This window comes from Burkholderia sp. Ac-20365 (assembly GCF_017104715.1).
GTDB lineage: Bacteria > Pseudomonadota > Gammaproteobacteria > Burkholderiales > Burkholderiaceae > Paraburkholderia.
This window is the reverse complement of record NZ_JAAGPI010000032.1, coordinates 39,252-51,577: the sequence shown is the minus strand read 5'-3', so window position 1 is coordinate 51,577 and position 12,326 is coordinate 39,252. Positions and strand designations below refer to the sequence as shown.

Annotated in this window: 10 protein-coding genes and 1 pseudogene; 9 read left to right on the top strand and 2 right to left on the bottom strand. The window is 63.9% G+C overall.

Annotated features, from left to right (window positions below; all coding sequences use genetic code 11):
• Positions 1-53: 53 nt before the first annotated feature.
• Positions 54-1,556, top strand: a complete 1,503-nt coding sequence (locus G3O01_RS34930) for an MDR family MFS transporter (RefSeq protein ID WP_205811555.1) — start codon at positions 54-56, stop codon at positions 1,554-1,556.
• Positions 1,557-1,559: 3 nt separating this feature from the next.
• On the opposite strand, the pseudogene G3O01_RS34925 reads toward G3O01_RS34930, so the two are convergent.
• A pseudogene (locus tag G3O01_RS34925) lies at positions 1,560-2,375 on the bottom strand (DNA-binding transcriptional regulator); the annotation flags it as partial.
• 153 nt (positions 2,376-2,528) lie between these two features.
• On the opposite strand from G3O01_RS34925, the gene G3O01_RS34920 reads away from it, so the two are divergent.
• The 7 genes from G3O01_RS34920 to G3O01_RS34890 all read left to right on the top strand — a co-directional run bounded on the left by G3O01_RS34920 (position 2,529) and on the right by G3O01_RS34890 (position 10,412).
• Complete coding sequence (locus G3O01_RS34920) at positions 2,529-4,382, top strand: bifunctional 3-(3-hydroxy-phenyl)propionate/3-hydroxycinnamic acid hydroxylase (protein ID WP_205811553.1); 1,854 nt, start codon at positions 2,529-2,531, stop codon at positions 4,380-4,382.
• Between the two features lies 1 nt (position 4,383).
• Positions 4,384-5,379, top strand: a complete 996-nt coding sequence (locus G3O01_RS34915; protein WP_205811552.1) for a 3-carboxyethylcatechol 2,3-dioxygenase — start codon at positions 4,384-4,386, stop codon at positions 5,377-5,379.
• 15 nt (positions 5,380-5,394) lie between these two features.
• Entirely contained in the window at positions 5,395-6,183 is a 789-nt protein-coding gene (gene mhpD, locus G3O01_RS34910) for a 2-keto-4-pentenoate hydratase (RefSeq protein WP_205811551.1), read from the top strand.
• Positions 6,184-6,207: 24 nt separating this feature from the next.
• The gene (locus G3O01_RS34905) at positions 6,208-7,179 is read left to right on the top strand and encodes an acetaldehyde dehydrogenase (acetylating) (RefSeq protein WP_205811550.1); all 972 of its coding nucleotides are present in this window, start codon (positions 6,208-6,210) and stop codon (positions 7,177-7,179) included.
• Between the two features lie 13 nt (positions 7,180-7,192).
• Positions 7,193-8,218, top strand: a complete 1,026-nt coding sequence (gene dmpG / locus G3O01_RS34900) for a 4-hydroxy-2-oxovalerate aldolase (protein ID WP_205811549.1) — start codon at positions 7,193-7,195, stop codon at positions 8,216-8,218.
• Between the two features lie 63 nt (positions 8,219-8,281).
• Complete coding sequence (mhpT, locus tag G3O01_RS34895) at positions 8,282-9,529, top strand: 3-(3-hydroxy-phenyl)propionate transporter MhpT (protein ID WP_205811548.1); 1,248 nt, start codon at positions 8,282-8,284, stop codon at positions 9,527-9,529.
• Between the two features lie 16 nt (positions 9,530-9,545).
• The gene (locus G3O01_RS34890; protein WP_205811547.1) at positions 9,546-10,412 is read left to right on the top strand and encodes an alpha/beta fold hydrolase; all 867 of its coding nucleotides are present in this window, start codon (positions 9,546-9,548) and stop codon (positions 10,410-10,412) included.
• On the opposite strand, the gene G3O01_RS34885 is transcribed toward G3O01_RS34890, so the two are convergent.
• Positions 10,378-11,307: a LysR family transcriptional regulator gene (locus G3O01_RS34885; RefSeq protein ID WP_241024532.1), complete on the bottom strand. Its 930-nt coding sequence runs from the start codon at positions 11,305-11,307 to the stop codon at positions 10,378-10,380. The two genes, G3O01_RS34890 and G3O01_RS34885, sit on opposite strands and share 35 nt — an antisense overlap.
• 96 nt (positions 11,308-11,403) lie before the next feature.
• Between G3O01_RS34885 and bla the strand changes: the two genes are divergently transcribed.
• Positions 11,404-12,306, top strand: coding sequence for a class A beta-lactamase (bla, locus tag G3O01_RS34880; protein WP_205811546.1), 903 nt, complete (start codon positions 11,404-11,406; stop codon positions 12,304-12,306).
• The last annotated feature ends 20 nt before the right edge of the window (positions 12,307-12,326 follow it).

The window sequence follows — 12,326 nt, the reverse complement described above, 5'->3', positions numbered from 1 at the left end:
TGCATTTCAGGGCGCTTTCGACGTTCCCGCGCCGCACATCCAACCAGCCCCCCATGTCGAATCCTCCACAGACGAAGCGTCATCTCGTCATTGCTGCCGTGATGGCATCGATGGCGATGGTGGCGATCGAGGCCACCATCGTATCGACGGCCATGCCGCAGATCGTCACGCAACTCGGTGGCCTGCGTCTCTACAGCTGGGTCTTTTCGTCGTTCCTGCTCGCGCAGACGGCGATGACCGTCGTGTTCGGCAAGCTCGCCGATCTGTACGGCCGCAAGCCGACCGTGCTGGTGGGCATCGCGATCTTCCTGATCGGCTCGATCGGTGCCGGCTTCGCGTGGTCGATGCCCGCGATGATCGTGTTCCGCCTGATTCAGGGCGTGGGTGCGGGCGCGATCCAGCCTGTCACGCTGACCATCGTCGGCGACCTGTATCCGGCGCGCGAGCGCGGCAAGATTCAGGGCTATCTGGCGAGCGTCTGGGCGATTTCCGCCGTGATCGGCCCGATGGCGGGCGGTTTGCTGATCCGCGACCTGTCGTGGTCGTGGATTTTCTGGATCAACGTGCCGATCGGCATTCTGGCCGCGTTCGGCTTCATCTCGTATCTGCATGAAGAGAAGCGCCATCAGCGGCCGTCGATCGACATCCTGGGCGCTGTGCTCTTCACAATTGCAATCGGCGCGCTGATGATGTCGCTTACCGACGCCGGCTCGGAGAACGACGGCCGCGCGTTGTTCGAAATTGCGCTGTGCGTGATCAGCAGCGCATTGTTCGTGTGGCACGAACGGCGCGTGCCGGAGCCGATGATTTCATTCTCGCTGTGGAGCCATCGTCCCATTGCCGCGTGCAATGCGGCGACCGTGCTGTCGGGCATGGCGCTGATGGGTCTCACCACCTTCCTGCCGATGTACGTGCAGGGCGTGCTGCATCAATCGCCCGTGGTCGCGGGTCTCGCGCTGACGATGGTGATGCTCGGCTGGCCTTCGGGCGCAACATTCACCGCGAGGTCGTTCCATCGCCTCGGGCTGCGTCGCACGATGATCGGCGGCAGTTTCTTTTTGCCGCTCGGCGCGATTGCGTTTGCGCTGCTGCAGCCGGACGGTTCGCCCGTGACGGCGGGCGTCGGCTCGCTGGTGATGGGGCTGGGCATGGGCATCGTGAGCGTGAGTTCGCTGATCCTGATCCAGGAGATCGTGCAGCCGCTCGAACGCGGCTCGGCGACGGCATCGAATCTGTTTTCGCGCAATCTGGGCAGCACGCTCGGTGCTGCGATTTTCGGTGCGGTGCTCAACTTCGGTCTGAGCCACTACAAAGGCACGACCATCACCTCCGACCAGCTGCGTTCACTGCTCGATGTCACACCCGGCTCGGCGCATGCCGCACTGGCGAGCAACGACATGGTGCGCGCAGCGTTGCATCACTCGCTGCATCTGACCTTCCTGTCGATCTTCGTGATCTGCGTGGGCGCGGTCTTGTCGGTGATGATGGTGCCGCATATCAAGCTCGGCGGGCAGCCGAGCAAAACCTCGGCGGCTGCGCATCTGACGGAGATGTGATCGTCAGGCTGTATCGCCCGTACGGGGCGCCTGTGTCGCGGCATCGAGTGCCGCGACCATTTCCGCCGCCGCTTTCTGCAATTCGGGCACATAGCGCCGTGTCGCGTCCGCGAGACTGACGGCGCGCGACAGAAACACGATATTCAGACTCGCCAGCACGCGCTCGCGCGACACGATCGCCACCGCGACCGCGCCGATCTTCGCCTGCGCGGTCCAGTCACCGTGATTGGACCCAAAGCCATCATCGCGCACGCGCTGGACCAGACGCCGCACCAGCGCGTCGTTCTTCGCCAGCGCCTGCTGTTCCTCGCCGCCTGAACCCGAGCGCAACAACTCGAGAATATCCTCGCGCTCTTCATCGGGGCACATCGCGAAGTACGCGCGTCCTGCTGCTGTCAGAAGGATCGGCAGCCGCCGTCCCACCATCGCGCGATGAAACGACAGCGGACTGAAGCGATGCGTCGTTTCGCGGATGATCATCGCGTCGCCATCGGGCGTGGTGAGGTCCGACGGCCACGCGACGCGCTGCAGCAGTTGCCCCATGATCGGCGGCGCGACAGTCGCGATTCGTTCGGTATCCGTAAAGCCTTCGCTCAACGCACGCACGGCGAGCGTCAGCCGGAAGCTGTCGTCGGAATTGCTCCGCCGCACGAAGCCTTCCTCCATCAACGTCTCCAGCAGTCGACGCACCGTCGTGCGATGCAGCCCGGTGAGATCCGCGATCTGCTGGCTCGTCGCGCGGCCGTCTTCCATCGCGTTCAGCGCCTTCAGCACCTGTAGCCCGCGCGCCAGTCCGCGCACGTTCGTGTACGTCGTCACCTAGAAAAACTCCTTTTAATTCAACTATGTGCATTCTATGCACATTTTGGAGATTTTGTTGAGCGGGTAGTGGGCGGCCCATAGACTGCCATCAAAACCTGAACGGACGACGCAGACAACGCGGCCCGCCCGAATGCAAATCAAGGAGACAGCATGAGTCCCGCCTTCGACAACGCGGCCGGCCACGGCCACGCTCACACCGGCACCATCGACACCGACGTTGCCATCATCGGCGCAGGCCCAGTCGGCCTGATGATCGCCAATATGCTCGGCTTGCAGGGCGTGCGCGTCTTGATCGTCGAGAAGCTTGAACAGATCATCGACTATCCGCGCGCCATCGGCCTCGACGACGAAGCGCTACGCGTGTTCCAGTCGGTCGGTCTGACGAAAGAACTGCTGCCGCACACGACGCCCAATCACTGGATGCGCTTCACGCTGAAAGGCAAATGCTTCGCATCGATCGAGCCGCGCACCGACGAGTTCGGCTGGCCGCGCCGCAACGCGTTTATCCAGCCGCTCGCGGACCAGATCCTGTATGCCGGCCTGAAGCGCTTCGATCACGTACAGACGCTGCTTGGCCATACGGTCGAGCGCTTCACGCAGGACGGCGACGGCGTGACGATCGAAGTCACCAGCGCAAGCGGCGAGAAAAAGATCATCCGTTCGGCGTGGATGGTCGGCGCCGACGGCGGCAACAGCGTCGTGCGGCGCACGCTCGACGTGCCGTTCGAAGGGCGCACGAAACCGAATCAATGGATCGTGATCGACGTGCGCAACGATCCCATTGGTTCGCCGCATATCTACCTGCATTGCGATGCGAAGCGTCCGTATGTATCCGCTGCGTTGCCGCACGGCATTCGCCGCTTCGAGTTCATGGTGATGCCGGGCGAAACGGAAGAAGAGCTGTCGAAGCCGGAGAACATGGCCGCGCTGATGCGCAATGTCGTCGCCGATCCGGACAAGGTCGACTACATCCGCAAGCGCGTGTACACGCACAACGCGCGTCTGGCGAGCACGTTCCGGGTGAGCCGCGTGCTCCTTGCCGGCGACGCCGCGCACATCATGCCCGTGTGGCAGGGGCAGGGCTACAACAGCGGCATTCGCGACGCGAGCAATCTCGGGTGGAAGCTGGCGATGGTCGTCAAGGGCCAGGCGCGCGACACACTACTGGACAGTTACACGGCGGAGCGGCGCGCACATGCACGCTCGATGATCCATCTGTCCGAAGTGGCAGGCGACATCTTCGCGCCGACCAGCCGCATCGGCATGGCGGTGCGCGACACGTTCGTACGCACTTTCAACGTGCTGCCTTCCGTGAAGCTCTATTTCGTCGAGATGCGTTTCAAGCCGATGCCGCGCTATGAAGAAGGCGTCGTGCTGTCGAATGGCCGCGCTCGCCGCGACGGATTGCTGGCGCGCGTGCTCGCCAAAGCCGGGCACACCGCGCCGGGCCGCCTGCTCGGCCTGATGAGCGAAAAGCGCGAGTCGTTGATCGGCCGCGTGGTGCATGGGCGCGATCCGTCTGCGGCGACGCCTGTAGGGCGCATGTTCATCCAGCCGATGGTGCGACTCGAAGACGGCAGCATCGTGCGGTTCGACGACGCGATCGGCAACCGCTTTGCGATCGTCGGCTGGGGCGCGGATCCTACCTTCGGCCTGACGCCGGAAGCACGCCGCATCTGGACCTCGCTCGGCGGCTGCTTCGTGATCGCGAAGCCCGATCCGCAACTCCAGTTTCATGACGACGTGCCCGAAGGCGTGATCGCTGTCGGCGATATCGACGGGCGTCTGAAGGACTGGTTTGCGCGCCTGCCGGAATCCGTCGTGCTGTTGCGGCCCGACCGTTTCGTCGCGGGCATGTGTGCTCCGCAGCGTCTGTCCGAACATGTCGTGCGGCTCGCCGACAAGCTGTCTCTGTCGATGGCGGTTGCAAAGCGCGACAGCGACGCACGTGCGCTGGTCGAAGAAACCACGCCTGTGCGCGAAACCGTCGCCGCGGGAGCGTGACATGTCGAAGATCCATCTTGAATGCATGTCGCACACGCCGTTGCACGGCTTCTTCGATCCCGCGCCGGAAATCGTCGCAGAGGTGGAGCGCGTGCAACGCGCGGCACGCGAGCGCGTTACAGCGTTCGATCCCGAACTGGTGATCGCGTTCGCACCGGATCACTACAACGGCTTCTTCTACGACGTGATGCCGCAGTTCTGCATCGGCGTGCACGCGACCGCGATCGGCGACTTCGACAGTCCCGCGGGTGAGTTGCCCGTCGCGCAGGAAGTGGCGCTTGCGCTCGCGGATGCCGCGCTGGAAAGCGATATCGATGTCGCCGTGTCGTACCGGATGCAGGTCGATCACGGCTGCGCGCAGGCGCTCGACGTGCTGACGGGCGGCATAGATCGTTATCCGGTAGTGCCGATCTTTATCAACTCGGTGGCGCCGCCGATGGCCTCGTGCCGTCGCGCGCGTCTGCTCGGCGATGCGATTGGCCGCTTCGTCGCGCGGATGGAACGGCGCGTGTTGCTGATCGGCTCCGGCGGCATCTCGCATGAGCCGCCTGTGCCTGAGATCGAAGGCGCGGATGCCGTGGTGGCTGAACGTCTGATCGCGGGCCGCAATCCGTCGCCGCCATCGCGCGACGCGAGACAGGCGCGCACGGTCGCTGCGGCCAAAGCGTTCACTGCGGGCGACAGCCGTTTGCATCCGCTCAATCCCGTTTGGGACCGCGCGTTTCTCGATCTGCTCGAAAGCGGCGAAGTCACTGCCGCCGACGGCCTCACCAACGACGCGATCACGCGGGAAGGCGGCAAGTCGGCGCATGAAATCCGTTCGTGGGTTGCCGCGTTCGGCGCGCTCGCGGCATGCGGACCGTATGAAGCTTCGATCGACTACTACCGCGCGATTCCCGAATGGATCGCAGGTTTCGGCGCGATGCATGCGCGCTCGCTCGACCATCAACACGCGGCGCGGCATGTCCAGATCGCGACCACGCTCGCCATTGCCTAACAGAGAGACTCAGCCATGCCGGATCAGCAAACCATTCAATCGATCGCAACGCGTCTGCGCGAAGCGGAAGCCTCACGCCAACCGGTGAAGCCCGTGCGCGATGAGATTCCCGCACACGATGCAGCACTTGCCTACGCGATCCAGCAGGTCAACGTCGATCTGCGTTGCGAACGGGGCGAACGCATCGTGGGCAGAAAAATCGGCCTGACGTCGCTTGCGGTGCAAACGCAGCTTGGCGTCGATCAGCCGGATTTCGGCACGCTGTTCGCATCGATGGCATATGGCGACAACCAGCCGATTCCGCTTTCCACGCTCATTCAACCCAAAGTCGAAGCCGAGATCGCGCTCGTGCTCGAACGCGATCTGACGGCGGAGAAACACACGTACGCGGATTTGATCGGCGCGACCGCGTACGCGCTTGCCGCCATCGAAGTCGTCGACAGCCGGGTGCAGAACTGGGACATCCGCTTCACCGACACGGTCGCGGACAACGCATCGAGCGCGCGCTTCGTGCTCGGCAGCCGACCCGTGCTACTGCGCGACGTCGATTTGAGCGCCTGCGCGATGACGCTCGCGCAGGACGGCGAGGTGCTGTCGCGCGGCAACGGTTCGGCATGCCTGGGCAATCCATTGAACGCGGCGGCGTGGCTCGCGGACCGCATGGTGCAACTCGGCACGCCGCTGCGTGCCGGCGACATCGTGCTGACAGGCGCGCTCGGCCCGATGGTTGCGGTCAAGCAGCCGGGCACCTACACGGTACAGATCGAAGGACTCGGCAGCGTGCGCGCCGCGTTCAGCGCCTGATTCATCCATATTGGAGACACACAGATGGCAACAGACAATTCAACGGACCGCACGGCGGCGAAGCGAAAAGCCGCGATCATCGGCTCGGGCAACATCGGCACGGATCTGATGATCAAGATCATGCGTCACAGCGCGCATCTGGAGATGGCGGCAATGGTCGGCATCGATCCGGCATCCGACGGTCTCGCGCGCGCTGCACGGCTTGGCGTGGCCACCACGCATGAAGGGGTCGAAGGGCTCACGCGCCTGCCCGTATTCGATGAAATCGACTTCGTGTTCGATGCGACCTCGGCAGGCGCGCATGTGAAGAACGATGCGTTGCTGCGCAAGCTCAAGCCCGGCATTCGCGTGATCGATCTGACGCCGGCCGCGATCGGTCCGTATTGCGTTCCCGTCGTCAATCTCGATGCGCATATCGATGCGCCGAACGTGAACATGGTCACCTGCGGCGGTCAGGCGACGATTCCGATGGTCGCTGCCGTATCACGTGTCGCCAAGGTGCATTACGCGGAGATCGTCGCGTCGATCAGCAGCAAGTCGGCGGGGCCGGGCACGCGAGCGAACATCGACGAGTTCACCGAGACGACGTCGAAAGCCATCGAAGCCGTGGGCGGCGCAGCGAAGGGCAAGGCGATCATCGTGTTGAATCCCGCCGAACCGCCGCTGATGATGCGCGACACCGTCTATGTATTGTCGGAAGCAGCGGATCGCGCGCAGATCGAAGCGTCGATCGAACAGATGGCGGCTGCCGTGCACGCTTATGTGCCCGGCTACCGGCTGAAACAGAAAGTGCAGTTCGACGACATTCCGGCCGATGCACCGCTCGCCATTCCAGGCCTCGGCCGTTTCAGCGGCCTGAAGACGTCCATTTTCATCGAAGTGGAAGGCGCAGCGCACTACCTGCCGGCTTACGCGGGCAATCTCGACATCATGACGTCCGCCGCACTGGCGACAGCCGAGCGCATGGCCGCGACGCTCGTCAACGCAGAAGCCTAAGGAGTACACCGACATGAGCAAGAAACTCTATATCTCCGACGTGACGCTGCGCGACGGCATGCATGCGATCCGTCATCAGTATTCGATCGACGACGTGCAGGCGATTGCGCGCGCACTCGACCGCGCGAAAGTGGACAGCATCGAAGTCGCACACGGCGACGGGTTGCAGGGATCGAGCTTCAACTACGGCTTCGGCGCGCATAGCGACCTCGAATGGATCGAAGCCGTCGCCGACGTCGTGAAGCACGCAAAGATCGCGACGCTGCTGCTGCCGGGCATCGGCACGATCCACGACCTGAAGGCTGCTTACGATGCGGGCGCGCGCGTCGTGCGCGTCGCCACGCATTGCACGGAAGCGGATATCTCGAAACAGCACATCGAATACGCGCGCGAACTCGGCATGGACACGGTCGGCTTCCTGATGATGAGCCATATGACCACGCCGGAAAACCTCGCCATCGAAGCGAAGAAGATGGAACGCTACGGCGCGACCTGCGTGTACGTGGTGGACTCCGGCGGCGCGATGAACATGAACGACATACGCGCGCGCTTCAAGGCACTGAAAGGCGCGCTCGATCCGTCGACGCAAACGGGCATGCACGCGCACCACAACCTGAGCCTCGGCGTGGCGAATTCGATCGTCGCGGTGGAAGAAGGTTGCGACCGCATCGACGCGAGTCTCGCGGGCATGGGCGCGGGCGCAGGCAATGCGCCGCTCGAAGTGTTCGTCGCCGCGGCCGAGCGTCTGGGCTGGAACCACGGCACCGATCTCTACACGCTGCTCGACGCCGCCGACGATATCGTGCGTCCGTTGCAGGACCGGCCGGTGCGCGTGGATCGTGAAACGCTCGCGCTCGGTTATGCGGGTGTCTATTCGAGCTTCCTGCGTCACTCGGAAATCGCCGCGAAAAAGTACGGCATCAAAGCCGTCGACATTCTGGTCGAGCTTGGCAAACGCCGCATGGTCGGCGGCCAGGAAGACATGATCGTCGACGTCGCGCTCGATCTGAAAAAGCGCGCACTCGAAGCACAACCGTAAAGCTGCACCGACCCGAAGCGAAGCGCCAGCAAGAGCGCCGCTCAATTCACATTGGAGACTTACATGAAAGCGTCAACGAATCTGCCCACCCGCACAGGCGGCGCGCTCACGATCGGCCTGTGCCTCGTGGTCGCGCTGCTCGAAGGGCTCGACCTGCAATCGACAGGTGTCGCCGCGCCGCGCATGGCGCGCGAATTTCACCTCGCGGTTGCGCAGCTTGGCTGGGCGTTCAGCATCGGCGCGCTTGGTCTGCTGCCGGGTGCGGCTATCGGTGGAAGGCTGGCTGACCGCATCGGGCGCAAGCGCGTGCTGATGTTATCCGTCGCATTGTTCGGCGTGTTTTCGATCGCGACGACGCAGGTGTGGGATCTGAACAGCTTGCTCGCAGCGCGCTTTCTGACCGGCCTCGGCCTTGGCGCGGCGATGCCGAACCTGATCGCGCTGTGCGCGGAAGCGGCACATCCCGACCAGCGCAGCACGGCTGTGGGCGCGATGTACTGCGGCATGCCGTTCGGCGCTGCACTCGCGGCGGTGATCGGCATCGTCAGTCCAGGCGATGAAGGCTGGCGGCATATCTTTTACGTCGGCGGCATCGGGCCGTTGCTGACCTTGCCGCTGCTCGCGATCTTCATGAAGGAGTCGACGCACTTCATCGCGCTCGGCGCGCAGCGCGATGCGTCGGCGAGTGTTGCGCAGGCGCTGTGGAAAGAAGGCCGCGCCGGTACGACGCTCGCGCTGTGGGTCAGCTATCTCGGCACGCTGATCGTGCTGTACTTCCTGATCAACTGGCTGCCGTCGATGGTGCTCGCACGCGGCCTGACACGGGTGCAGGCAAGCGTCGTGCAGATGATGTTCAACATCGGCGGCGGCATCGGCGCCATTGTGATCGCGAGCCTGATGGATCGCATCGGCAAGAAGCCGACGGTGACGGGCATGTATATCGGCATCGTCGCGGCGCTGGCAGCGCTGGCGGGCGCGACGGGCAGTTTGTCGATGGCATGTGGCGGGCTGCTTGCGGGGCTGTTCCTCGTCGGCGGGCAGTCGGTGCTGTATGCGCTGGCGGGCAGCGCGTATCCGACGCGGGTGCGTGGCACGGGTGTCGGCGCGGCGGTTGCCGTCGGACGGGTCGGCTCGATCGTCGGTCCGCTGGTGGCGGGGCAACTGTTCGCACTCGGACAAGGTCCGTCGATGCTCGTCGCCGCGAGCATTCCGCTGGTCGCGATTGCAGCGATCGGCGCGCTGGTGGTGGTCGCGAAATTCCCGCGGGAGACGCTCGTTGCGTCTCCCGCTGTGAGTACCGAATCAATCTGAATTGAAGGAACCTCAAATGACAACGATGCAAGCACGAAGCGAAGCAGACACGAGCAAGTTCGTGAGCGTGATGGAAGGCGAGACGGAACTCCGCCTGCACTACAACGACGCGGGCGACGGTCACGAAACCGTCGTGATGCTGCACGGCTCGGGACCGGGCGCGACCGGCTGGGCGAACTTCAACCGCAACGTGGATGCGTTCGTCGACGCGGGGTATCGCGTGATCCTGCTCGACTGCCCGGGTTGGGGCAAGAGCGATTCGATCGTTTGCACGGGCTCTCGATCGGATCTCAATGCACGCGTGCTGAAGGCCGTGCTCGATACGATCGGCGTGCAGCGCGTGCATATCGTCGGCAACTCGATGGGCGGACATAGCGCGGTGGCGTTCGCGCTGTCGTATCCGCAAGCGGTCGGCAAGCTCGTGCTGATGGGCGGCGGCACAGGCGGCCCGAGCCAGTTCGTGCCGATGCCGACGGAAGGCATCAAGCTGCTGCAAGGCCTGTATCGTGAACCGACGCTGGAGAATCTGAAGAAGATGCTCAACGTGTTCGTGTATGACGCGAGCATGATGACGGAAGAGTTGATGCAGACGCGTCTCGCGAACATCCTCGCGCGGCGCGATCACCTGGAGAACTTCGTCAAGAGTCTTGCCGCGAACCCGAAGCAGTTTCCCGACTACGGGCATCGGCTGAACGAGATCAAGTCGACTGCGCTGGTGATCTGGGGCCGCGACGACCGTTTCGTGCCGATGGATGTCGGCCTTCGGCTGGTGTGGGGCATGCCCGATGCCGATCTGCACGTGTTTGGCCGCTGCGGTCACTGGGCGCAGTGGGAGCACGCCGGCAAGTTCAACCAGATGGTGCTCGCGTTTCTCGCGAAGTAAGTTCATCCGGCGCAGCGGCGTTCGCTGCGCCTTCATCCGCTTCTTTCACGATCCACTGACTGAACGCGCGCATCGCGGGCGTGGCCGGTTTCGCCTTTTGCCAGGTGAGCCAGTAGCTGCCCGCTTGCACGTCGATATCGAACGGGCGCGCGAGGCGTCCCATCGACAGATCGCGTTCGAACATCGAAGCAGGTGCGAGCGCGACGCCCGCGCCTTGCATCGCGGCTTCCACCATCAATCGCGATGAATCGAACACGGGCCCACGCACGGGACGCGGCGCGAGGCCTGCGGCTGCGAACCAGTTTGCCCAGTCGTCCGCGCGATACGAGCGCAACAGCTTTTCTCCGGCGAGATCGGCGGGTGTGTGAAGACGCTGCGCGATATCGGGTGTGCAGAGCACCGAGAGCGGCGCATCGAACAGCTTTTGCGCGCGCGAACCGGGCCACGTGCCGTCGCCGAAACGGATCGCGAAGTCGAGACCTTCGGCGGCGAGATCGACGAGATTGTTGTTGGTCAAGAGGCGCAACTCGACGAACGGATGCGCGTCGTGAAAGGCCTTCAGACGCGGCATCAACCAGCCGACCGCGAACGTCCCGACGGCGCCGACCGTCAGCACTTCATGAAAATGCCCGCCTTCGAATTGCCTCAGCACGGCTTCGATGCGGTCGAACGCGTCGCTGAGTACGGGTCGCAGTGCGAGACCTTCATCCGTGATCGCGAGACCGCGCGGCAGGCGCTTGAAGAGCGTCGCGCCCAGCCGTTCTTCGAGCATGCGCACCTGCTGGCTGACGGCCGCCTGCGTGACGTTCAGTTCCAGCGCGGCGCGCGTGAAGCTCAGATGCCGGGCCGACGATTCGAACGCGCGCAGCGCGTTCAGCGGGAGATACGGTCGCATGATCGAGACATAAGAATTTCTGGGGCTAAGAGCAATTTATCATCGTTTGTCAGGCGAGGGCGGAAACGCGATAGTGGCGGCTCTTCAGGAGGAGCAATGGTCACGAGGCGACAGTTCACATTCACATTGATAGGCGGCGGGTTAGCGGGTGTTGCCGTTCAGGCGTTCGGCGCGGGCGCGGCATCGGCACCGCGCGGAGTGCCTTCTACAAGCGCTTTTGAGCGGCAGCTTGCGAAGATCGAAGCGCAGACGGGTGGCCGCCTGGGCGTCGCCATACTCGATACTTCCGGCACGAGGCTGCAAGGCTGGCGCCTGCACGAGCGCTTTCCGATGTGCAGCACGTTCAAGCTGCTGCTCGCGTCGGCCGTGCTGGCGCGCAAGGATCAAGGCAAAGAAGAGCTTGGGCGAAAAATCGTGTTTTCGAAGGACGTCGTGGTGGCGAATTCGCCCGTCAGCGGTCCGCGCGCGGGCGGCGACGGGATGACGGTCGCCGAACTGTGCGAAGCGGCCATCACGCGCAGCGACAATACGGCGGCGAATCTGCTGCTGGAGAGCATCGGCGGACAGGCAGCGCTGACGGCGTTCGCGCGCAGTATCGGCGACAAGGTGACGCGGCTCGACCGCACCGAACCGACGCTCAACGAAGCGCTCGCAGGCGATCCGCGCGATACATCGACGCCGGCAGCCATGCTCACCGACATGCATACGCTGCTGCTCGGTGACCGCTTGACGGCTGCTTCGCGCGAGCAGTTAACCGCGTGGCTCATCGCCAACAAGACGGGCGATGCACGCCTGCGCGCCGGCTTGCCGAAGGACTGGCGCGTCGGTGACAAGACGGGCACGGGCGAGCGCGGTACCTCGAACGATGTCGCGATCATCTGGCCGGATGGGCGCGCACCCATCCTGGCTGTGGTGTATCTGACGGGCGCGACACAGGTCGAATCGACGCAACGGGACGCAGCGATCGCACAGGTCGGCGCGCTCTTGGCTCAAGTCTGAACGCAAGGAAATCAGAACAT

Excerpts from the sequence above, each read along its gene's own strand:
- dmpG (WP_205811549.1), top strand. The coding sequence starts at position 7,193 with ATGAGCAAGAAACTCTATATCTCCGACGTGACGCTGCGCGACGGCATG.
- G3O01_RS34885 (WP_241024532.1), bottom strand. The coding sequence starts at position 11,307 with ATGCGACCGTATCTCCCGCTGAACGCGCTGCGCGCGTTCGAATCGTCG.
- G3O01_RS34905 (WP_205811550.1), top strand. The coding sequence starts at position 6,208 with ATGGCAACAGACAATTCAACGGACCGCACGGCGGCGAAGCGAAAAGCC.
- mhpD (WP_205811551.1), top strand. The coding sequence starts at position 5,395 with ATGCCGGATCAGCAAACCATTCAATCGATCGCAACGCGTCTGCGCGAA.
- G3O01_RS34920 (WP_205811553.1), top strand. The coding sequence starts at position 2,529 with ATGAGTCCCGCCTTCGACAACGCGGCCGGCCACGGCCACGCTCACACC.
- G3O01_RS34930 (WP_205811555.1), top strand. The coding sequence starts at position 54 with ATGTCGAATCCTCCACAGACGAAGCGTCATCTCGTCATTGCTGCCGTG.
- G3O01_RS34915 (WP_205811552.1), top strand. The coding sequence starts at position 4,384 with ATGTCGAAGATCCATCTTGAATGCATGTCGCACACGCCGTTGCACGGC.
- mhpT (WP_205811548.1), top strand. The coding sequence starts at position 8,282 with ATGAAAGCGTCAACGAATCTGCCCACCCGCACAGGCGGCGCGCTCACG.
- G3O01_RS34890 (WP_205811547.1), top strand. The coding sequence starts at position 9,546 with ATGACAACGATGCAAGCACGAAGCGAAGCAGACACGAGCAAGTTCGTG.
- bla (WP_205811546.1), top strand. The coding sequence starts at position 11,404 with ATGGTCACGAGGCGACAGTTCACATTCACATTGATAGGCGGCGGGTTA.